This is a genomic window from Flavobacterium sp. WC2421, from assembly GCF_040822115.1.
Classification (GTDB): domain Bacteria; phylum Bacteroidota; class Bacteroidia; order Flavobacteriales; family Flavobacteriaceae; genus Flavobacterium.
The window spans coordinates 2,995,923-3,017,899 of the sequence record NZ_CP162004.1 but is presented as its reverse complement, the minus strand read 5'-3'; the positions used below and the strand labels follow the sequence as shown (position 1 = coordinate 3,017,899).

The 21,977-nt window shown below is 33.0% G+C and carries 18 protein-coding genes; 1 reads left to right on the top strand and 17 read right to left on the bottom strand.

Annotated elements, in window-relative coordinates; all coding sequences use genetic code 11:
* Positions 1 to 455: 455 nt before the first annotated feature.
* Positions 456 to 3,062, bottom strand: coding sequence for an ATP-dependent chaperone ClpB (clpB, locus tag AB3G33_RS12850; RefSeq protein WP_367770152.1), 2,607 nt, complete (start codon positions 3,060 to 3,062; stop codon positions 456 to 458).
* Between the two features lie 158 nt (positions 3,063 to 3,220).
* On the opposite strand from clpB, the gene ytxJ reads away from it, so the two are divergent.
* Positions 3,221 to 3,610: a bacillithiol system redox-active protein YtxJ gene (ytxJ, locus tag AB3G33_RS12845; RefSeq protein WP_367753301.1), complete on the top strand. Its 390-nt coding sequence runs from the start codon at positions 3,221 to 3,223 to the stop codon at positions 3,608 to 3,610.
* Positions 3,611 to 3,691: 81 nt separating this feature from the next.
* Here ytxJ and AB3G33_RS12840 read toward each other — a convergent pair whose 3' ends face one another.
* The 16 genes from AB3G33_RS12840 to AB3G33_RS12765 all read right to left on the bottom strand — a co-directional run bounded on the left by AB3G33_RS12840 (position 3,692) and on the right by AB3G33_RS12765 (position 21,851).
* A complete protein-coding gene (locus AB3G33_RS12840) occupies positions 3,692 to 4,855 on the bottom strand; it encodes a hypothetical protein (RefSeq protein WP_367770150.1) in 1,164 nt (387 codons plus the stop codon).
* Positions 4,836 to 5,834: a DUF2157 domain-containing protein gene (locus AB3G33_RS12835; RefSeq protein WP_367770147.1), complete on the bottom strand. Its 999-nt coding sequence runs from the start codon at positions 5,832 to 5,834 to the stop codon at positions 4,836 to 4,838. The genes AB3G33_RS12840 and AB3G33_RS12835 overlap by 20 nt, the downstream gene beginning before the upstream one ends.
* 143 nt (positions 5,835 to 5,977) lie before the next feature.
* Positions 5,978 to 7,258: an argininosuccinate lyase gene (argH, locus tag AB3G33_RS12830; RefSeq protein WP_367770144.1), complete on the bottom strand. Its 1,281-nt coding sequence runs from the start codon at positions 7,256 to 7,258 to the stop codon at positions 5,978 to 5,980.
* Positions 7,259 to 7,425: 167 nt separating this feature from the next.
* Positions 7,426 to 8,496 carry a M20 family metallo-hydrolase gene (locus AB3G33_RS12825; RefSeq protein ID WP_367770141.1) on the bottom strand — a complete coding sequence of 357 codons (1,071 nt, stop codon included), beginning with the start codon at positions 8,494 to 8,496 and terminating at the stop codon, positions 7,426 to 7,428.
* A gap of 52 nt (positions 8,497 to 8,548) precedes the next feature.
* The gene (argB, locus tag AB3G33_RS12820; RefSeq protein WP_367770138.1) at positions 8,549 to 9,334 is read right to left on the bottom strand and encodes an acetylglutamate kinase; all 786 of its coding nucleotides are present in this window, start codon (positions 9,332 to 9,334) and stop codon (positions 8,549 to 8,551) included.
* Positions 9,324 to 10,271 carry an N-acetylornithine carbamoyltransferase gene (locus tag AB3G33_RS12815; RefSeq protein WP_367770135.1) on the bottom strand — a complete coding sequence of 316 codons (948 nt, stop codon included), beginning with the start codon at positions 10,269 to 10,271 and terminating at the stop codon, positions 9,324 to 9,326. The genes argB and AB3G33_RS12815 overlap by 11 nt, the downstream gene beginning before the upstream one ends.
* Positions 10,272 to 10,337: 66 nt before the next feature.
* Entirely contained in the window at positions 10,338 to 11,099 is a 762-nt protein-coding gene (proB, locus tag AB3G33_RS12810) for a glutamate 5-kinase (protein WP_367770132.1), read from the bottom strand.
* Between the two features lie 90 nt (positions 11,100 to 11,189).
* A complete protein-coding gene (locus AB3G33_RS12805) occupies positions 11,190 to 12,386 on the bottom strand; it encodes a glutamate-5-semialdehyde dehydrogenase (RefSeq protein WP_367770130.1) in 1,197 nt (398 codons plus the stop codon).
* 84 nt (positions 12,387 to 12,470) lie between these two features.
* Positions 12,471 to 13,607 (bottom strand): aspartate aminotransferase family protein, encoded by a 1,137-nt coding sequence (locus tag AB3G33_RS12800; RefSeq protein ID WP_367770128.1) that lies wholly within the window; start codon positions 13,605 to 13,607, stop codon positions 12,471 to 12,473.
* A 71-nt stretch (positions 13,608 to 13,678) separates the two neighbouring features.
* On the bottom strand, positions 13,679 to 14,656 hold the full coding sequence (gene argC, locus AB3G33_RS12795) for an N-acetyl-gamma-glutamyl-phosphate reductase (RefSeq protein ID WP_367770126.1): 978 nt from the start codon (positions 14,654 to 14,656) through the stop codon (positions 13,679 to 13,681).
* 130 nt (positions 14,657 to 14,786) lie between these two features.
* Positions 14,787 to 15,980: an argininosuccinate synthase gene (locus AB3G33_RS12790; protein WP_367753280.1), complete on the bottom strand. Its 1,194-nt coding sequence runs from the start codon at positions 15,978 to 15,980 to the stop codon at positions 14,787 to 14,789.
* Between the two features lie 69 nt (positions 15,981 to 16,049).
* A complete protein-coding gene (locus AB3G33_RS12785; RefSeq protein ID WP_367770124.1) occupies positions 16,050 to 16,667 on the bottom strand; it encodes a GNAT family N-acetyltransferase in 618 nt (205 codons plus the stop codon).
* Between the two features lie 458 nt (positions 16,668 to 17,125).
* Positions 17,126 to 18,310, bottom strand: coding sequence for a hypothetical protein (locus AB3G33_RS12780; RefSeq protein WP_367770121.1), 1,185 nt, complete (start codon positions 18,308 to 18,310; stop codon positions 17,126 to 17,128).
* A gap of 154 nt (positions 18,311 to 18,464) precedes the next feature.
* The gene (locus AB3G33_RS12775; RefSeq protein WP_367770118.1) at positions 18,465 to 20,126 is read right to left on the bottom strand and encodes an MFS transporter; all 1,662 of its coding nucleotides are present in this window, start codon (positions 20,124 to 20,126) and stop codon (positions 18,465 to 18,467) included.
* 194 nt (positions 20,127 to 20,320) lie between these two features.
* A complete protein-coding gene (locus AB3G33_RS12770) occupies positions 20,321 to 21,028 on the bottom strand; it encodes a LytR/AlgR family response regulator transcription factor (protein ID WP_367770115.1) in 708 nt (235 codons plus the stop codon).
* The gene (locus AB3G33_RS12765) at positions 21,018 to 21,851 is read right to left on the bottom strand and encodes a sensor histidine kinase (protein WP_367770112.1); all 834 of its coding nucleotides are present in this window, start codon (positions 21,849 to 21,851) and stop codon (positions 21,018 to 21,020) included. Before AB3G33_RS12765 ends, AB3G33_RS12770 begins: the two co-directional genes overlap by 11 nt.
* Positions 21,852 to 21,977 lie beyond the last annotated feature (126 nt).

Here is a 21,977-nt window from a genome sequence, read left to right as displayed (position 1 = left end):
TAAACGGTGCTTTTTCAAATTTAGCAAATAATTATTTACAATATAAAGTATACTATAATTTAAATTAACAAAATGAGGTTTCGCTTATAAGTTTCGCTTTTGTTAGCCACATTCAAAATGCTACTACTCATTTTCTAATTTAGGCAAGTACTCGTAGGAAACAAGTTCCAGATAATTGAGACAAACGTGAACCAGTGGGGTTATTTTTTTTGTGGTCACGAGCGGAACGCTCCGGTAAGCACATTAATATATATAATTTACTTCAAATTATGAAAATAGCTCGTTCTTTCTAGCCCTGATGGAGGCGGCATCCTCGTAGTGCAACGGAGAGATACAGCCGACAGCAGGAGAGAGGGTTTTTATGGAAAACACTAGTTCTGCTCCTTAAAAATAAGGTATAAAAAAACACCAGCTTCATGACTGGTGTTTTCTTACTACAAAAAAACTATAAATAATTATTCTACTAATTCGGATTGATTTCTAAAAACCAATTCTCCGTCAAATGCATCCAACAGTATGATACTATCAGTAGCTATTTTACCAGCCAAAATTTCTTTGGACAAGGTGTTCAATACATCTCTTTGAATCACACGTTTTACGGGGCGGGCACCAAATTGTGGGTCGAAACCTTTCTCGGCTAAATATTCTATGGCTTCTGGTGTGGCGTCCATGGTAATGCCTTGTAGGGCAAGCATTTTGGTCACTGATTTCAATTGTAGACTCACAATTCTTGTGATATTGGCACTTGTTAAAGGGGTAAACATCACGATTTCGTCAATACGGTTAATGAATTCAGGGCGTACCGTTTGTTTTAATAAACCAAGAACTTCTACTTTGGCAGCCTCAGTAGCGGCTTCCATACTTCCTTTTAGATTTTCGAATTTTTCCTGTATGATCTGACTACCCATATTAGAAGTCATGATAATAATGGTGTTTTTGAAATCGGCCAAACGTCCTTTGTTATCTGTTAAACGTCCTTCATCCAGTACTTGTAGCAAGATGTTGAACGTGTCAGGATGTGCTTTTTCAATCTCATCCAATAGAATCACAGAATACGGTTTTCTACGCACGGCTTCGGTCAATTGACCGCCTTCATCATAACCTACATATCCTGGAGGCGCACCTACTAAACGGCTCACACTGTGGCGTTCTTGGTATTCACTCATATCAATGCGCGTCATGGCGTTTTCATCATCAAACAAGTATTCAGCTAAGGCTTTCGCCAATTCGGTTTTTCCTACACCAGTTGTTCCCAAGAATAGAAAAGTTCCTACTGGTTTTTTCATGTCTTGCAATCCAGCACGAGAACGACGTACGGCATCACTCACGGCTTCAATCGCTTCTTCTTGTCCTACCACACGACGGTGTAGCTCTTCTTCTAGATGCAATAGTTTTTCGCGTTCTCCTTGTAGCATTTTCATCACTGGAATTCCAGTCCATTTAGCCACTACTTCGGCAATATCTTCACGAGTAACTTCTTCTTTGATTAGAGAGCTTCCACCGGCTTGATTTTCGACTAATTCTTTATGTAAGACATCGAGACGCTCTTGGGCTTCTTTGATTTTTCCGTAACGAATTTCGGCTACTTTACCGTAATCACCATCACGCTCAGCACGTTCTGCTTCGTATTTGTAATCTTCAATTTCCGTTTTGATTGCCTGCACATTATCAACTACATCTTTCTCTGATTTCCATTTGGCATAGATTTTATTGCGTTCTTCTTTTAGGTTGGCTAAATCCATTCCTAAGGTTTTGAGCTTGGTCTCGTCTTTTTCTCTTTTGATGGCTTCGATTTCGATTTCGAGTTGCATCACTTTTCGATCTAAAACATCCAGTTCTTCTGGTTTTGAATTGATTTCCATTCGGATTTTAGAAGCGGCCTCATCCATTAAATCAATCGCTTTGTCTGGAAGAAAACGATTGGTAATATAACGTTGTGATAATTCGACCGCAGCAATAATAGCCTCGTCTTTTATCTGTACTTTATGATGTGTTTCGTATTTTTCCTTTATACCACGAAGGATAGAAATCGCACTTTCGGTATCGGGTTCTTCGATGATAATTTTCTGGAAACGACGTTCTAAGGCTTTGTCTTTTTCAAAATATTTTTGGTATTCGTCTAATGTCGTTGCACCAATGGCTCTTAATTCTCCACGAGCCAAAGCTGGTTTCAAAATATTAGCAGCATCCATAGCACCTTCGCCACCACCTGCACCTACAAGAGTATGTATCTCATCAATAAAAAGCACAATGTCACCTTCGGCAGCAGTGACTTCTTTCACTACCGCTTTGAGGCGTTCCTCAAATTCTCCTTTGAATTTGGCTCCCGCAATCAGCGCTCCCATATCTAGTGAGAAAACTATCTTGTCTTTCAGATTATCAGGAACATCGCCATCCACAATACGGTGTGCTAAACCTTCGGCAATTGCAGTTTTACCAACTCCAGGTTCCCCAACCAACATGGGGTTATTTTTAGTTCGACGCGTAAGAATTTGTAATACACGTCTAATTTCTTCGTCCCGACCAATAACTGGATCTAGTTTACCTGCTTTGGCTAATTCATTTAGGTTTTTAGCGTATTTATTCAATGAGTTATACGTTTCTTCCGCTGATGCTGAAGTAACTCTTTCTCCTTTACGTAGTTCGTCAATGGCTGCTTTCAATCCTTTTTCGGTTACACCTTGATCTTTTAAGATTTGGGAAACTTTGCTTCTAGAACCAAAAATAGCCAAAATTAAATGCTCAATAGAAACGAATTCATCGTTCATTTTCTTAGCAATAATCTCCGCTTCGTTTAGTGCCGTATTTGCATCTCTCGAAAGCATCACTTCACCGCCCGAAACTTTAGGGAAGCTCTGGATTGTACTATCTAATATTTGTATGAATAATGGAACATTTACATTTAGTTTTTTCAAAATAAAAGGTGCTACATTTTCATCGACTTCAAAGATGGCTTTGAAAATGTGTTCGTTCTCTATTTGTTGCTGTCCAAAGCTTTGAGCCAATTGTTGCGATTGCTGTATGGCTTCTTGCGATTTTATGGTAAATTTATTTATGTTCATGATTTTATTGTTTTTGTAGTTATATAATTATAGTTAATTGATAACTTTGCAGACAGATCTTCAATTTATATTCCATTACAATATTATAGACAAAATGGCGTATAAAATATGATTTTTATCATAAAAACCAGTCAAAATGACTGCATTAACGACAAATTATGAGTTTTTTTAAAAATATTTTTAGTGGTTCAGAGAACCAAAATGATTCTAGTAGCAAAATGGACTGGAATAACTTAACTGATTTGGGGCAGTTGAACGAAATAATGACACTTTCAAATGAAAAGCCAGTGGCTATTTTTAAACACAGTACACGTTGTAGTGTAAGCAGAATGGCATTGAAACAGTTTGAAAATGAGTTTGATAGCTCAGATAAAGTTACGCCATATTTTTTAGATTTAATAGCGTATCGTGAAGTTTCTAATGAAATTGCAAATCGTTTTGGAGTACAACATCAATCTCCTCAGTTGCTACTTATAAAAGATGGAAAAGCGATTTATAATGCTTCTCACAGTGATATTGACGCTACAGTTTTGAAGACTAAAGTATAATCCTGAAAGTTTAAAATAAGGCCGCTAATTCACGAATTAAAATCATTATAATTCGTGAATTCGTGGCTTTATTTTTTGTTTTTAAAAGTTGCCTGACGATCCACCACCACTAAAACCACCACCACCAAATTCTATATTGGATTCTTGATTAATTTCGGGTTTTAATCCCAGTTGAGAAGTAATTAAAGCTTCAGCATTCATAAATGCATTTTTTGTACTAAAACGATCTGGTTTGAATGTGATTCCTGTAGTATTATTTTTTAATTTTTTTATCGAAAAATAAGTAAAGGCAAACAATACTAATCCGCCTATGGTTAAGACTGTTTCAATAGGCAAAATAGCGTAATAGAAGCGTATAGTGTAAAAAGAAAAGCATAGTGCTACTAATCCAATCCAAAGCATGATTCGGTCCTTAATTAACAAAGAGTACACCACATAGCCAATAGGAACAATAAACGTAAAAGCATAAAACAAAAAAGCAAAAGGGATATCACTATTTGGAGCAATACCCGCACCAAGTAATGCTACTGAAAGTTCCCTAACTACTAGATAATTTCCCGATAGGTAAAATAAAATAAGACTAAAGCTATAGGCTAATTGAATTCCTTTGTAGTAGTAAAACGTTTTTAAATTTTCCAAAACCTTTTTGCTATAAAGATAAATGCCTGCAGAAAAAAGCATAATTACAAATGGTAAAATCGTTTTACCCATGGCGCCAAACTCAAATAGGGTATACACCAATGTCGAAGTTCCTGATATACAAAACAGAAATGCCATTGATAAATGAAGATAACGAAGGTAACTCAATAATGAAGTAATAGTAAGAATCGAGGCAATTACTAATCCGTTTCCATTTGTTGAAATTCCTATGGCTATTGCCAAAGTTAATTGGGAGCCAATCAAAAAGGCATCGTCAAGACCATGTCCATAATATTTTTGCTTGGTTAAAATTTCCGTTCCTACAAAACCTATAATAGTATAGATAAAAAGAAGAACTTTATAATTTTCAGTAAGTGCTTGAAGGAGAATTAAAGAAATAAATCCACAAATAGAAGAATATAAAAAACTGCCAAGTATAAAAAAACCAATGCGTACAAGGATGTTAGTATTACTTTTTAATATAATTAATTCTTTTACTATCAAGTTGTATTGTTCTTTGCTTATAAAGCCAGCATTTTTCAAAGAATGTGCTTCTTCAACTAAAGATACATTCTCTAATTCGGTTTTATCGTATTGTATCATCATTGCTATTTTTATTGAATTTTTTAATAAGTCGGATAAATAAAATTATAGAACCAATGAAATAAAAGGGAGCTAGATATAATAGCGGGATTAGAAAATCAGAGATATTTGCTATATCAATAAGTTTAAAAATAAAAATATTGATACCTACGTAAGCATATATAATGGTGAAGACGAATAAAGAAACAGATTTAACTTCATAGCTTGATTTATAAAAATAATAAGATGAGGCTAGTAATAGAAATCCAAATATTCCCCAATACGGATTGAATAAATTATTGATGCAGGAAAAACTGATTAGGTGTAAGGCAAATGTTAAATAGATTAAAGTGAAATGGGTTTTTAATGCAATCTTATTACTGTAAATGGACCATAGAACTAATATAACTCCTAAACCTATTGCCGAATAACTTAATGTAGTTGTTTCGTAAAAACTATTGTTTAGTAATGATTGTGGACTTACAGATAAACCGATATATGCAGCTAATCCTGTAATAGCAATAGATAAGATGCTTTTATTATCAAAATAATAAGCGCAAAAGAGTCCGATTGCTGTGGGAATTAATGTTGCTAATCCATAATGAGTACCAAAAGCAGTGTACTGAAATTGTAGATATCCTATGAAAATACAACTCAATAGTACAGCAGTAAGAATTAAGTAGTCAAATAGTGGATTTTCAAAATTAGTTTCTTGTTTTTTAAATCCAACCGTGTTTTTAAAACTAAAATAAAAACAAATTGTTGTTACTATCAATAATAAGGAGAGAATTGCGATATGGCCAATGGTATCAATGTTTTCATAAATTAAAATACCAATTCCCGAAGTAAATAGTAAAACAGATAAGTATAAGGAGAATTTTAATTCTGAATGCAATGAAAATATATTTAAATCTCGGTGAACAGTAATTTCTTTGAATTGCTCCTCTGGTATTAAATTTTTTTCAAAAAGTCTATTTGTGGCGTTTTCTTCAAATTTTCCCATACGAATCGTTTAAAATTACTTTTATAAATATATAGTTATTTTTTTAACATTTAGCATTATGATATTTTGAGGTTTAAAATAGGGAATAAAAAAACGCACTGTGATTTACAGTGCGTAGTATTTTTTAAATTGATTTCCAGTTTTTAGAAAGCCTGATTCATTTTTTCTTTTATTTCAGCCAAACATAAGTTGTTTATACTTCCTTCGTGCGTGTGTTTGGTTTCTTTTGGAGAAGTGTAAGTTCCATTTTCCAGTTGCTCTGCAACCGCTTTATAAGCATCTCTAAATGGCATTCCAGCAACCACCATTTCGTTTAAAGTATCTACAGTAAACAAGTAGTTGTATTTTGGATCTGCTAGAATGTTGTCTTTTACTTTGATATCTTTGATAGAGAAAATCGCAATATCAAGACAAGCTTGTAAATTTTGAATGGCAGGGAACAATCCCTCTTTTAATAACTGTAAATCACGGTGGTAACCACTAGGTAGATTATTTGTAATTAAAGTGATTTCATAAGGTAAGGCTTGAATTTTATTGCATTTTCCACGAATCAACTCAAATACATCAGGGTTTTTCTTGTGAGGCATAATGCTCGAACCTGTAGTTAAATGTGCTGGTAAACCAATGAAATCAAAGTTTTGACTCATGTACAAACATACATCCATCGAAAACTTAGCCAATGTTGCTGCCACGCTGCTCATGGCAAAAGCCAATGTTTTTTCTGATTTTCCACGGCTCATTTGAGCGGCAACCGAATTGTATTTTAAGGTTTCGAATCCTAGTTCTTTGGTTGTGAATGTTCTATTGATAGGGAAGGAGCTTCCATAACCTGCAGCGGAACCTAATGGATTTTGGTCTACCACTTTCAAAGCGGCATTCAACATGGTGATATCATCAATCAAAGTTTCGGCATAAGCGGAAAACCACATCCCAAATGACGATGGCATAGCAATTTGTAAATGCGTATAGCCTGGTAACAATACGCTTTGATATTTCTCAGCCGATTCCATTAGTAAATCAAAAAGTGATTTTACTTGCTGTTTTAGTTCGATTACAACATCTTTTAAATACAAGTTGACATCAACCAAAACTTGATCGTTACGAGAACGAGCTGTATGGATTTTTTTACCAGCATCACCTAGTTTTGCTGTCAGTAAATATTCAATTTTGGAATGTACATCTTCAAATGAATCTTCGATAACGAAATTTCCTTGAGCTACATCTGCAATGATTTCGTTTAAAGCAGAGACTAAAGCATCAGTTTCATTGGTAGTTAATAAACCAATGTTTCCTAACATTTTAGCATGAGCAATAGATCCTAAAGCATCGTATTTTGCCAAAACTAAATCCAGTTCTCTGTCGTTACCAACAGTGAATTGTTCTATTTGTTTATCAGTTGGTATTCCTTTTTCCCAAAGTTTCATATTGTTTTTTTGTTTCAGGTTCAATGTGTCAAGTTTATGGTTAAAACTTAAATAGTATTTTTGTTGTTTATTAAGATCTTCTAGCCCTGATAGTAGCGACATCCTTTTCCTGCTTTTTTTAAGCAGGGAAAGATATAGTGGATAGCAGGAAATAGCTCCTAATTATTTTATTGCTTTAAAAAATCACTAAGTATTTTAATATACAATTCGATTCCTTCTTCTATTTCATTTAAATAGATAAATTCATCAGCAGAGTGTGAACGCAGGGTATCACCAGGTCCTAATTTTAAGGATTTACAGCTCAAAACGGACTGGTCTGAAAGGGTAGGTGAGCCGTAGGTGGTTCTTCCTAAAGCAATTCCTGCCTGTACTAACCCATGTGATTCTGGGATTGATGACGAACTCAAATTCATAGAACGTGGTGTAACTTCTGCAGGGACGTTTTCTTTTACGATAGCTAAAATCTCGTGATTGGTGTAGCAATCGTTGACACGAATGTCCACAACTAAATCACACTCAGATGGTACAACATTGTGTTGTTTTCCAGCATTTATTTGGGTAACAGTCATTTTTACTGGTCCTAATTGGGCTGATATTTTTTCGAAAGTATAGTTTTTAAACCATTCCATCACAGGAATTGATTTGTAGAGTGCATTATCATCATTTTGATGTGCGGCATGACTTGGCGTTCCTTTTACCTTAACATCAAGAACTAATAAACCTTTTTCGGCTATGGCCAATTGCATTAAAGTAGGCTCTCCAACGATGGCACACTCTAGTTCAGGTAAACTTTTAAGCACGCTATTTAGCCCTTTTTTTCCACTGCTTTCTTCTTCTGCCGATGCTACCATTACAATGTTGTAAGGAAGATTTTCAGCAGGATAAAAATGTACAAATGTTGCCAAAAGTGAAACCAAGCATCCACCAGCATCATTGCTCCCTAAACCGTATAATTTTCCATTCTCAACAATTGCTTTCAAAGGATCTTTGGTATACGCCTGATTGGGTCTTACCGTATCGTGATGCGAATTCAATAAAAGTGTTGGTTTACTCTTGTCGAAAGTCTTGTTGTATGCCCAAATATTGTTATTTTCTCTCTCAAATGGAATTTCGTTTACTATAAACCATTTTTCGATTAAAGCCGCTGTATGCTCTTCTTCGCTTGAAAAAGATTGGGTTTCAATGAGGTTTTTTAATAAGGTGATCGCTTCTTGAGTAAGTGTTTCTTTGTTTTTCATATTTTATTATGTTTTGCCACAATTCTTTTTTTAAGGGTGTGACTAACTTTTATTATAATTCAATTTGTGTGCAAACTGCATTAGCGTCTTTCAGCATTTTATGATGACCAATTTTTATGCTATGCACTCCTTTGGATAAGCTATTGAAGCAGTTGTCTAATTTAGGAATCATTCCGGAATGTATGGCTTTCTCGGCTTTTAATTTGGCGTACAATTCGTAATTCATTTTTTCAATTACTGATGAATCATCTTCGGCATCGTATAAAACACCAGGTTTTTCAAAGCAGTAACTCAATGTTACCTCAAAAACATCCGATAAAGCAATCGCTAATTCGCTGGCAATTGTATCTGCATTAGTATTTAGTAATTGTCCTTTTTTATCATGCGTAATGGCACAAAATACAGGAACAATGGCGCTATTTATTAAAGTTGAAAGTAGGGAAGTGTTGACTTTTTTGACATCACCCACATAACCATAATCTATGGTAGGATGGTTTCTTTTTTCGGATTGGATTAAATTCCCGTCAGCTCCTGAAAATCCGATTGCATTAGTGTTATTGGCTTGCAATTGAGCCACAATATCTTTGTTGATTTGTCCTGCATAAATCATGACCACAACTTCAAGCATGGCCGCATCAGTAATGCGACGTCCATCAATCATTTGAGGAACTAGGCCAATGCTTTTTGCCATTTTGGTAGCCGATTTTCCTCCACCGTGAACCAATACTTTATGCCCCTCTATTTTTGAAAAGTCAGCTAGGAATTGTTTAAGTTCTGCGGCATCATCAATAATATTTCCACCAATTTTAACTACTGTAATGGGTTTTTTATTGTGCATTTTCTAATATTTTTTGTAATATTAATTGCGCTGCATAAGTCCTGTTGTTGGCTTGTTCAATCACGATTGAATTTTCGCTGTCTATCACTTCATCTGTAACAATTACATTTCGTCTCACAGGTAAACAGTGCATGAATTTGGCATTGTTCGTTAATGCCATTTTCTCAGCAGTCACAGTCCAGTTTGGGTCTGAATTTGTTATTTTTCCGTAATCAATATAATTACTCCAGTTTTTAGTATAAATAAAATCGGCATTCTCAAACGCTTTGTTTTGATCGTATTCAATGATTGAATTTTTTGTAATTTCTGGATTCAATTCGTAGCCTTCAGGATGAGTAATTACAAAGTCGGCATCTTGTAACTGCATCATTTCCACAAAAGAATTGGCTACAGCTTGAGGTAAAGCTCTAGGGTGTGGCGCCCAAGACAAAACTACTTTTGGACGGTGTGCCGTTTTGTGTTCTTCCATGGTTATGGCGTCAGCCAATGCTTGTAATGGATGTCCTGTACAACCTTCCATGTTGACAACGGGTACAGTTGCAAATTTTAAGAATCCAGCCAAAACTGTTTCGGCATTGTCTTTTTCTTTGTCAACTAAGCCAGCAAATGCTCTTACCGCAATAATATCACAGTATTGAGAAACTACTTCGGCAGCTTCTCTAATATGTTCTGAAGCGCCTTGATTCATCACTGCGCCATCTTCAAACTCTAGTGTCCAACCTTCATTGGTAAAATTCATTACCATCACATTCATTCCTAAATTTAAAGCTGCTTTTTGAGTACTCAAACGCGTTCTTAAACTCGGGTTGAAAAACAACATTCCTAAGGTTTTGTTTTTACCTAGCTTTTTGTTTTTAAGAGGCTTCTTTTTAATTTTTAAAGCTTGTTTCACCCATGTGTCGAGTGAATCTATATTTTTTACTGATATGTAGTTCATTGTTTTATTGTTTAATCGGTTTTTGTTTAATCAGTTAATCGTTTAACCGATTAAACACATAAACATTTATATAATTTTCGTAAACGGAATACTGTTGTTTATCGCATTCAAAATAAAATCATCTTTTAATCCATTGACAACCCAAGTTTCAATATTGGCGGCTTTTGCAATTGCTGCCGCTTCAATTTTAGATTGCATTCCACCAGTACCATGCGATGATTTAGAATCGCCAACTTCTTGTTGCATTAAAGCTAAATCAGTTACTAATGTAATGGTTTCTGGAATATCGTTATGAATTGAAGCTTTTGTATAGATTCCGTTTGTGTTTGTTGCGATTATTAAAATATCAACTTTTAAAAGTACCGCTGTTAAAGCTGCTAATTTATCATTGTCTCCAAATTGGATTTCGTCTGTAGCAACTGTATCATTTTCATTAATTATTGGGATATAATTATTCTCAATCAATACATTGATGGTGTTAACGATATTCACTTTGGATTGTTCTTTTTCAAAATCTGAATATGACAATAAACACTGTGAAGTCAATAATCCTAAATCACTAAAGTTTTCATGGAAAATCCGCATTAAATGGGGTTGTCCAATAGATGCTAATGCTTGTTTAACGAAAATTTCTTTTCCTTTACTTTCTAACTTTACAAATTGTTTTGCAGCTGCAATAGCACCAGAACTTACAATTACAAATTCGTATTGATCGTTTAAAGCAGCTATTTGCATTCCAATATCTTCAATCTTTCCTCTCGAAATATGATTGGTTTCCTTGGTTAAGGTATTGCTTCCTATTTTTAGTAATATTCTTTTTTTAGCCATTATTTCTAATTTAAAAATTGAAAGATTTAAGAATTTAAAAATTTCTTTATCCCAATCTTTTAATACATGAATCTTTTAATCTTTAAATCCCTATCTAATCTGTCCTTCACCGTAAATATACCATTTATTAGTAACTAGGTGCTGTAAACCAATAGGACCTCTTTGATGTAATTTATCAGTGCTTATTGCTAATTCTCCTCCTAGGCCAAACTGACCACCGTCTGTAAATCGAGTAGAGGCATTTTGATAAACTGCGGCAGTATCTACATTGTCCATGAATACCTGCGCTGTTTCATTATTTGTTGTAATTATCGAAGCTGAATGCCCGCCACAATATTTATTTATTTTATCAATGGCGCCTTGATCAGAATTGGTTGTACCAATTACAATTTTATAATCTAGAAACTCTTCATACCAAATTAAATCGGATTCGATTGCAGGAACGTTTGTAGCTGCAGCTACAGTTGAATCTCCTAAAACAATTACATTGAACTCTTTTAATTTTGCCACAACTCTATTTGCAAATACTTCCCAATTAGGAAGATTAGTATCAATTAATAATTTATCTAAAGCATTACAAACAGATATGTTTGAGGTTTTTCCGTTTACAATGATAGAAAGTGCTTGGTCTAAATTGGCCTCTGCATTTACGTAAACAAAATTGTTTCCTCTACCACTTACAATAACGGGGCAAGTAGCATGTTTTTTTGTAAAGGCAATTAATTTTTCTCCACCACGCGGAACAATTAAGTCAACTTTTTGTGTTGGTTTTTCTAAGAAAGCTTGGGTTTCAGTTCTATCATAATTTAGGTATTCTACCCAAGAAGTGGCAACGTCATTATCAGTCAATGCTTGATGCCATAGACTCACGATTTTTTGATTCGAAAGTAACGATTCTTTACCGCCTTTCAATAAAATTTTATTTCCCGATTTGAAAGCAATTCCGCCTGCTTCAACAGTTACGTCTGGACGTGATTCGTAGATGATTAGAATTGTTCCAAATGCAGCAGTTTTATTACTGATTTTTAATCCGTTATCATGAGTGAAGTTAAAACGAACTTTACCTACTGGATCTTCCTGACTAGCCAATTGTTGCAACGATAAAATCATTCCATCAATCTTAGTATCATCAACTAATAAACGTTTTTCCATAGCCAAATCATCCCCAGAATAATTGTTTAAATCCTGTTGATTGATTGCTTTAAGAGGGGCTCTCTCTTGTTCAAGAAGTACAGCCATTCTACTTAAAACAGCATTTCGTTTTTCTATGGATAATAAGGTATTCATCGTTTTTAGTTTAATAGTATAGAAGAAATTAAACATATAAGTCATATAAGTTTGAGGGCTTATTAGACTTATATGTTTAAAATATTATTTCAATTCGGCCAATGATTCTTGTAAAGCAACGATAAATGTGTCAATTGCTTCGGTTGTAATAGTCAATGGAGGAAGGATTCTCAATAAGTTTTTATTGTTGGCTCCACCTGTAAATATATGTTTTTCAATAATCATTTTCTTTCTCAAAGCACTCACGTCAAAGTCAAATTCAACTCCAAGCATTAATCCTCTTCCTTTTACTTTGATGATTTCTGGAATTACTTTAATTGCTTCAAAAAAGTATTCGGATACTTTATTCGTGTTTTCAAGTAAGTTCTTGCTTTCCATCACGTCTAGAACTGCGATACCAGCAGCGCAAGCCAAATGACTTCCACCAAACGTAGTTCCTAGTAATCCGTAGCTTGCTTTGAATTTTGGAGAAATTAAAACACCTCCAATTGGGAAACCATTCCCCATTCCCTTAGCAGTGGTTACAATATCAGGATTGATTCCGTGATGTTGGTGTGCAAAAAACTTTCCGCTTCTTCCGTAACCCGATTGTACTTCGTCTAAAATTAATACGACTTCATTAGCAGCACAAACTTTTTCCAACCCTTGAAAGAATTCCGTTGTTCCTTGGTCTAAACCACCAACCCCTTGAATAGGCTCAATGATTACGGCACAAACATCTCCTTTTTTCAATTCTGTTTCAACCAGTTCGATTTGGTTCAATGGCAAGAAAGTAACTGCTTGTTGTGCGTTTAATGGCGCTACAATTTTTTTGTTATCGGTTACTGCAACAGCAGCAGATGTTCTTCCGTGAAACGAGTTGTCAAAAGCAATCACTCTTGATTTATTGGTATGAAAAGAAGCTACTTTTAAAGCGTTTTCATTGGCTTCAGCTCCAGAGCTACATAAGAACAAACTAAAATCAGTCAAGCCAGACGCTTTTCCTAATTTATCAGCTAGTTCTACTTGCAATGGATTTTGGATAGCATTCGAGTAAAAACTCAAATTATCCAATTGTGCTTTTACTTTAGCCACATAATCTGGCTGAGTGTGACCTATTGAAATTACTCCGTGACCAGAGTATAAATCTAAATATTCAATTCCTTTATCGTCTGTAATAGTGCAATCTAATGCTTTTACAGGCGTGATAGGGTATAATGGGTAAACGTCAAATAAGTTCATTTTGATTTTTTGTTTAATTGTTTAATCGCTTATTCGGCTAATCGATTAAACGATTCACCGATTAAACTTTTTTAGAATCCAGATGGTTTCAAATGCAATCCTGTAGTTTCTTCCAATCCAAACATTAAATTCATGTTTTGAACGGCTTGACCTGAGGCGCCTTTGAGTAAATTATCAATAACAGAGGTTATTAATATCCGGTTCCCTTTTTTCAATAAACTAATAATACATTTGTTTGTTTGTACTACTTGCTTCATGTTAATGTTAGTTGTAGTAACGGTTACAAACGGTTGGTCAACATAAAATGCTTCATATTTAGCAACTAAATCTTCTAAACTTTCCTCAGATTTTGTGTATAAAGTTGCAAAAATACCTCTTGGAAAATCACCTCTGTTTGGAACAAAAATTAATTCGTCACTGTAGGAAGCTTGCAATTGATTGATGCTTTGATTGATTTCGCCCAAATGTTGGTGCTCAAAAGCTTTGTAGTGTGAGAAATTGTTGTTTCTCCAACTAAAATGCGATGTAGGGGATAAACCAACACCAGCACCAGTACTACCCGTAGTAGCGTTGATGTGAACATCTTCGGTTAATAATCCGTCAGCGGCCAATGGCAATAAAGCCAGTTGGATAGCTGTTGCAAAACAACCAGGATTTGCGATATAATTAGCTTTTTGAATGTCTATTTTATTCAATTCAGGTAAACCGTAAACAAAAGATTTTCCTTCAAAATCTTTGTCTTTCGTTAAACGGAAATCATTTCCTAGATCGATGATTTTGGTTTTATCAGAGAATGTGTTGTTTTCTAAAAACGAAATTGATTTTCCGTGTCCTAAGCACAAGAAAAGAACATCAACATTAGGATTGATAGTGTCCGTAAAATTCATTTCGATATCGCCCATTAAATCTTGATGCGCTATAGAAAGTGGTTTTCCTGCGTTAGTTGTACTGTAAACAAAATCTAATTTTGCATTAGGGTGAAACATTAGAATTCTAATTAATTCTCCTGCTGTATATCCTGAACCACCTATTATTCCAATAGTAATCATAATCTATGTTTTTTTAGTAGAAAGTCAAATGTCTTAAAGTTTATAAAGTCAATTGCTTCATCACATGGGATTATTTTATAATACCAAGTAATTTCGACTTTATGACTTTTGACTTTCGACTGTTAAATTTTTACTCGTAAGTTTCATTGTTTACCGATGAAAATATGTTTTGAGCATTACCTAGAATTTTAATAAATCCTTTCGCATCGTCAGATGTCCAAGCATTGTTCATTTCCCCATATTGACCAAAACCAGTATTCATTAAATCATTAGCAGATTCTATTCCGTCCAATGAGAAATGGTATGGTTTTAAAGAAACTGTAACTGTTCCGTTAACTGTTTTTTGAGTATCTTCAAGGAAAGCCTCGATGTTACGCATTACAGGATCAAGAAATTGACCTTCGTGAAATAACATTCCGTACCAGTTTCCTAGTTGCTCTTTCCAGTATTGCTGCCATTTTCCTAGAGTGTGTTTCTCTAATAAATGGTGTGCTTTAATTATGATCAGCGGAGCAGCTGCTTCAAAACCAACTCTTCCTTTTATTCCAATAATGGTATCGCCTACATGAGTGTCTCTACCAATTGCGAAAGCGTTTGCTAATTTCTCTAAAACAACAATATTATTGGATGGCTTATCTGCTTTTCCATTTACGGCAACCAATTCCCCTTTTTTAAATTCTAGAGTTACTTTTTCTTCGCCTTCTTTTGTTAATTGAGAAGGGTAGGCTTCACTTGGTAAAGCTTGGTGTGAAGTAAGTGTTTCTTTACCACCAACACTAGTTCCCCAAAGTCCTTTGTTGATAGAGTATTGTGCTTTCTCCCAAGAATAGTGTACACCATTTTTTGATAAATAGTCTACTTCTTCTTGTCTTGATAATTTTAAATCACGAATAGGAGTGATGATTTCGATTTCAGGAGCGATGGTTTGAAAAATCAAGTCAAAACGAATTTGATCATTTCCTGCACCAGTACTTCCATGAGCGATAGCTTCGGCACCTACAGATTTCGCATATTTTATGGCTTCAATTGCTTGAAAAACTCTTTCGGCACTTACAGATAAAGGGTAGGTATTGTTTTTAAGTACATTACCATAAATTAAATACTTGATAGCTTTATCGTAATATTTGTCTACAATAGTCAGGTTTGCGTGTTGTGCACTTCCTAATTCATATGCTCTTTCTTCAATTGCTGTTAATTCTTCATCATCAAATCCTCCTGTATTAATTAATACAGTGTGAACTTCATATCCTTTTTCGTTTTTTAAATATTTAAGACAATATGAAGTATCTAAACCTCCGCTATATGCTAATACTACTTTTTTCATTTTTGAGCTTTTATGGGCTAAATGTGTTAGTTTCATTTAGCTAATTTTATTTTAATTTTAATTTCCTTTTTAGTCTTCCAAAAAAAGGGCCTGCTTAATTTTTTTTAAACGGTTCCAAATCCGGACATTAAAAGGATGCTTTGGTGGGATCTTTTGTTTTTCTTTCGGGTCATAAAGCATTCCTGTACACAAACACATTTTATTGTCTTTGCTTTTTAGAATCTCATAATTCGTACAAGTTTGACAACCTTTCCAAAAACTTGGATCGGTAGTTAGTTCAGAAAAAGGCACGGGTTTGTATCCTAATTCTGAATTTATTTTCATAACGGCCAAACCTGTTGTGATTCCGAATACTTTAGCATTTGGATATTTCTTTAAAGAGTATTCAAAAACTTTAGATTTAATTTTTTTGGCTAAACCTAAATTTCTATAATCAGGGTGTACAATTAATCCAGAATGTGCAACATAGTTACTGTCTTGCCAACTTTCGATATAACAAAAGCCTGCAAATACACCATTGTCTAAAGCAATTACGGCATCCTTATTTTCCATCTTTTTTTGGATGTATTCAGGAGTACGTTTTGCAATTCCAGTTCCTCTCAATAAGGCAGATGATTCTATGGTATCGCATATAATTTGTGCGTACTTAAAATGTTCTTCCTGGGCTATAATAATAGAGATATTCATTTCAGAAGATGAATTTTTTGGTTAAAAAATAAGCTATAAATTAAATTTGAGAAGCAAAAGTTAAAGAATTTATATGTAAAAACAAAGTAATAAAGTATTGAATAACAATTAGATATAAATGTTATTGAATGTTGTTTTTTATTGTTTTTAGGATATGATAATCCAATGTTTAACAGTTGGGATTTCAAAACGGTAAAATGAAAAATGAATACTATATAACTAAACTTGTTTTGGCTACTATAAAGATAGTATCCGTACTTCGGGCGAAGTACTAGCTGGTTTTATCCGTGAGATAGATGTTATATGTAATCTTGTATAATTCATTGGTGCAAAAGTACACTTATTTTTGACATGTAATCTTTATTTTATATTTTCTAACAATTTTTTAGCAAAATGTTAGTAAAACTCGATATTTTAATATTTCATTGCTAAAATGTACTATTCAAATTGAAGATTATTTATTTTCTGAATTTATTTTGTGTAATTATAGCTTTTAGTTTTTCTTTCAAGTCTTCACCAGTATGATATACCATTTGTTCATTGGAAGGAAATGGTAATGGTCTTCGGTCAAAATAGTTATAGTAATCAATATCAGCAGCTCTTTTGTCTCCTTTGTAAGTTGCATATCTATTTTCAAATATAAACTCAGATGCAATTGGAAATGATTCTAATAATTGATTGGTTTTTAGATTTACATAATCAACTTTAGCGGTTATTTGACACGCTTTAAATTGATTGAATTCGTAAATTCTAATTTTGATTGCTTTAAAATTATCAACTTTTATTGGATTTCCAAGACTGTCTTTTACTATTTTTCCGTTTCTATCTATAACTGTTTTAAACCCGTCTTTTATCTGTTTTTCGTTGAAAAATTCTTTCTCTTTAATTTGCTCAGGGGAGATGTTAATTTCTCTAAAATTCATGATTAAGCCATAATCATAGTTAATTCCGTTCTGTTTATTGTTGTGATAAACGGTCCATTTGTCATTCATGCCATAAGTGCTAAAGTCTAACAGCTCATTTTGTAAAATAATTGGAATAACCATATTGGTTTCATTTCTCAAAAATACATGTACAAAATCAGTTCCTTTGAATTGGGCATCTTCTATTAATTTTAAAACATCCTTGAAATTGGGGTTTATTTGATTGAGGTAAACCAAATCGTCGTAAGCTTGTCGGAAATCTATTTTTGAATTAGACGCTAATAATTTTTTACTATTACCATATAAATATTGTGATAAAGCATTTTTACTTTCTATAATTTGTGTGTTGTAATTATCAAATGGAAATCGAGCATTTTTTCCTTGTGGTATAAATTTTAAGGGGAGTAATGGTTTTATTTTTTCTTGACGAATATTTAGTCCTATGTAGGTAGTGTAAATTTTTTCTAAATTCGATGAGTTTGCATCTTGGTTCAACAAATTAAGAGTGTTTAAATCGCGTTCTTTTGCTTTTGCAAATGCCTCTTCAAGAATGTAAATATAGTCTTGCTTCCCTTTTTTGTCTTTATTGGACCTTAGATTAGAAATTGAATTATCAATAGCATCATCATAGTTTCCTGAAGTTAATAAATTGCGAGTTTGCTTAACGCCACAAGCCGAAAAAATAATTATAAATGCAAGGAGGAGTAAAGATTTTCTCATAAGGAATAGTTTAAACAAATGTATTTATTTGATTATCTAAAATCAATTTTAATGCCAAAAAAAAACCACCAAAATTAAATTTTGATGGTTCTATTATTTTGAATTAAAAATTGAAACGCTATTATATTAAAATAGTTTTTTCTTGAAAAAGGAATTAATGCGCTCCACCAACTTCAATGTCATGTCCAATACCTTGTTTTTCTAATATAGCAATTACTTTCCAACCGTAGAATGCAATGAAAGCAAAACATAAAACGGGAATGAAATAAGAGGCATGGATACCAATAATATCAGCTAACTTTCCTTGTAATGGAGGGATGATACCACCACCTAAAATCATCATTACTAAGAATGAAGAACCTTGAGAAGTGTATTTTCCTAATCCAGCAATAGCAAGAGAGAATATAGAAGGCCACATGATACTTAAAAACAAACCACCACTCATAAAAGCAAAAATAGCAATTGTACCAGTAGTTGATAATCCAATTAACATTGCTATCATACCCATTAAACCAAAAATCATTAATGTTCTTGAAGGTTGATCTTTTCCTAAAAAGAAACCTACAATTTGAAATGCAATTACAAAAGCATAAGCATACAATGGCGTAACATCTTGTCCAGAAATTGCATTTGCTGCTAAAACTACTCCAAAAGCAACATAAGGAATAACGATTAACAATATTTTTTTAAGTTGATTTGAAGGGTTGAAAACTGAAATTGCTCCAGCCCAACGTCCAATCATTAAACTTCCCCAGTACATTGACATATATGGTGCTAATGAAGGACCTGTAATAGAACCAAAATCAGCAGTTTTTAATAATTCACCAAGATTACTACCGATCGTTACTTCTACACCTACATAAGTGAAAAGAGCTAGCATCCCTAAAACTAATTGAGGGTATTTCATTGCTCCCCATCCTTCTGATTTTTTTTGTGCCGTAACGTTTGCAAATAATAGTCCAAATACAACAATTACTAATGTAGAAACAGTTAAACCTAAACCTAAATAATCTTTTTCTTTATTCTCAATAAAACGAGTGATAAATTCAGGATCTTCGTAACGAGAGAATATATAGGCGAATACAACAATCAAAATTAGTGTAATACCAATTAAAGTTTTCATTGCTTTACTAGCTGGTTCAAAAGTAGAATCACTTTTTCCATCAGGTAATTTTTTTGAGAAAAAGAATAAAGCTGCAGCCAATAAAAATAGACCACCAACAAATACGTATAAAATTCTCATAGAATCCAAAGAATTAGCTTTTTGTGCAAATTCTTCAATATCTACTCCAGATATCACACCAAACAAAGCGATAGAAACAACTATCGGTCCTATTGTAGTTCCAAAGGAATTGACTCCTCCAGCAAGATTCAATCTACTGGATGCAGTATGTGCTTCTCCAAGTGAAGCAGCAAATGGTTGTGCTGATGTTTGTTGTAATGAGAAACCCAAAGCAACTATAAATAAAGCTCCAAGAATAAACAAATAACTTCCTTCCGTTACTGCTAATATCATCAATGCAGCTCCAAAAGTACTTACAAGTAAACCATAAATAATTCCTTTTTTGAACCCCCAAGCGTTTAAGATATCTTTTTTTGATATGCTACTAAATATAAAAAGTAAAATTGCACCTATGTAATAAGCACCATAAAAAGCAAAATCAATAAGTTGACTTTGAAATTGATCTAAGCCAAATTTGGCTTTACAAAAAGGGATGAAAACACCATTAGATGCGCCAATAAATCCCCAAAAGAAAAACACTGTAATAAGTGTATAAAGCGCGGAATTATTAGACTTTGTTTGTTCTGTATTCATAATTGTTCAAGAATTAGTTTTTTATGGTTAATTAATTTTTAGTTTTCAAGAGCGTAAATATATTTGTTAAGCAAATTAAAAAAAAACAATTTTGTATAAATATTATTTAAATTGTGTAATAATCACTTTTTATTAAAAAAAGATGATTATTTTTCAAGGAAAAGCAAGTTTTTTTAATAACCTACCTATTGTATTTATTCCAAAATTCTACTCTTAACTTCTTTATTGTAATTTCTTCCTATTGGTAAAGTGAAAGAATGAATTTGTATTCTATTCCCTTCAATAAATTTTATTTTGTTGAGAGCAATCGTGTACGATTTATGGATTCTTACAAACTGGTCGATAGGTAATTCTTCTGTTAATGACGTTAATGATTTATGAGTAATATAAGTCTTGTCAAGGGAAACGATCTTGATGTATTCTTTCATTCCTTCTATAAATAAAATTTCATCAATAATTAGTTTCACCATTTTTTTATCCACTTTAATAAATAAATGTGGCTCTACACGAAAGGGCTCAATTTTTATATTGTTTTTTAAGTTAATTTCGGTCGAAATTTTATTAATACACTTAATAAATCGAGTTATAGGTAATGGTTTTATCAAATAATCTAATACTTCTAAGTCGTAACTTTCGGCGGCAAATTCTCGATATGCAGTTGTAATGATTATTTTAGGTTTGGGTTCCTTTTTTATTAACCTTATTAATTCAAAACCTGTCATAATAGGCATTTGGATGTCTAAAAAAACAACATCAAGAGCAGTCGTATTTATAAAATTTAATGCTTCTAACGTATTTGTGAAGGTTGCAACTATTTCAAAATCGGGAAAGTTTTTAAAATAATTCTGCAATACCTTTATCGCAAATGGTTCGTCATCAACTATAACACATTTAATCTTCATTATTGATAGGTATTTGTAAACTTATTATATAATAATTAAACTTTATTTTATGGTCTAAAGTATATTTATTCTTGAAAATTAATTCCAATCGCTTTTTAGTATTTTTTAAGCCAATGCCTATTTTGGGATTAAAGTTTTGTGAAAGTACAAAATTATTTAGGATTTCAAAACGCAATATTGATCCATTAATAATTTTACAATTGACTTTTATTTTAAGGTTTTGATTGTTAATGCCTCCATGCTTAAAAGCATTTTCAAGAAGTGTAATTAATAATAATGGGGGCACCATAACATCATCAATATTAGATTCGATATTAATAGATACTTCAATTTTTTCAAATCGAAGTTTTTCAATTTCAATATAATTTTGAATATAATTAATTTCTTTAATTAATGGAACAACTGTGTTTTCTTCAATATCATATAAAACATATTCCATCAACTGGGAAAGCTTAATAATTACATCTGGCACTTTATCTGATGACTCAAGAGATAAAGCGTAGAGATTATTTAAAGTATTAAAAAAAAAATGGGGTTGAATCTGGTTCTTTAAATATTTCAATTTTATTTTAAATTGCTCTTCTATCAAAGTTTTGTTTCTATCTCTTTCTTTCAACCAAGTTAAAGTGAGGTAAACTGAAGACGCCATTGCTAGAACATATAATTCACCAATACATACTGCTATTATATGGTTTATTTCAAATGGTTTGTATTCTCTATTTGCTTCTGGCCAAATATTTTCGGAAATAATATAATAGGTAAGTCCCGTTTTTAATAAATAGACCATGGTAAGACTGAATAGTAAAGCTATGGTATATTTCATGTACTTCGATTTGACTACATATTTTGGTATTAGTACAAATAAATTAAAATATACTAATGGAATATGAAGTGCAAATTCAATAATATTTGATTTAAAAGAGTACTCATAATCATTAAAATAAGCACC

Coding starts and splice junctions, on each gene's coding strand:
- AB3G33_RS12815 (WP_367770135.1), bottom strand. CDS start 10,271: ATGAACTACATATCAGTAAAAAATATAGATTCACTCGACACATGGGTG.
- proB (WP_367770132.1), bottom strand. CDS start 11,099: ATGGCTAAAAAAAGAATATTACTAAAAATAGGAAGCAATACCTTAACC.
- AB3G33_RS12770 (WP_367770115.1), bottom strand. CDS start 21,028: ATGAAGATTAAATGTGTTATAGTTGATGACGAACCATTTGCGATAAAG.
- AB3G33_RS12835 (WP_367770147.1), bottom strand. CDS start 5,834: ATGGGAAAATTTGAAGAAAACGCCACAAATAGACTTTTTGAAAAAAAT.
- AB3G33_RS12780 (WP_367770121.1), bottom strand. CDS start 18,310: ATGAGAAAATCTTTACTCCTCCTTGCATTTATAATTATTTTTTCGGCT.
- AB3G33_RS12775 (WP_367770118.1), bottom strand. CDS start 20,126: ATGAATACAGAACAAACAAAGTCTAATAATTCCGCGCTTTATACACTT.
- clpB (WP_367770152.1), bottom strand. CDS start 3,062: ATGAACATAAATAAATTTACCATAAAATCGCAAGAAGCCATACAGCAA.
- ytxJ (WP_367753301.1), top strand. CDS start 3,221: ATGAGTTTTTTTAAAAATATTTTTAGTGGTTCAGAGAACCAAAATGAT.
- argC (WP_367770126.1), bottom strand. CDS start 14,656: ATGATTACTATTGGAATAATAGGTGGTTCAGGATATACAGCAGGAGAA.
- AB3G33_RS12785 (WP_367770124.1), bottom strand. CDS start 16,667: ATGAATATCTCTATTATTATAGCCCAGGAAGAACATTTTAAGTACGCA.
- AB3G33_RS12840 (WP_367770150.1), bottom strand. CDS start 4,855: ATGATGATACAATACGATAAAACCGAATTAGAGAATGTATCTTTAGTT.
- AB3G33_RS12790 (WP_367753280.1), bottom strand. CDS start 15,980: ATGAAAAAAGTAGTATTAGCATATAGCGGAGGTTTAGATACTTCATAT.
- AB3G33_RS12825 (WP_367770141.1), bottom strand. CDS start 8,496: ATGAAAAACAAAGAAACACTTACTCAAGAAGCGATCACCTTATTAAAA.
- AB3G33_RS12765 (WP_367770112.1), bottom strand. CDS start 21,851: ATGAAATATACCATAGCTTTACTATTCAGTCTTACCATGGTCTATTTA.
- AB3G33_RS12805 (WP_367770130.1), bottom strand. CDS start 12,386: ATGAATACCTTATTATCCATAGAAAAACGAAATGCTGTTTTAAGTAGA.
- argB (WP_367770138.1), bottom strand. CDS start 9,334: ATGCACAATAAAAAACCCATTACAGTAGTTAAAATTGGTGGAAATATT.
- argH (WP_367770144.1), bottom strand. CDS start 7,258: ATGAAACTTTGGGAAAAAGGAATACCAACTGATAAACAAATAGAACAA.
- AB3G33_RS12800 (WP_367770128.1), bottom strand. CDS start 13,607: ATGAACTTATTTGACGTTTACCCATTATACCCTATCACGCCTGTAAAA.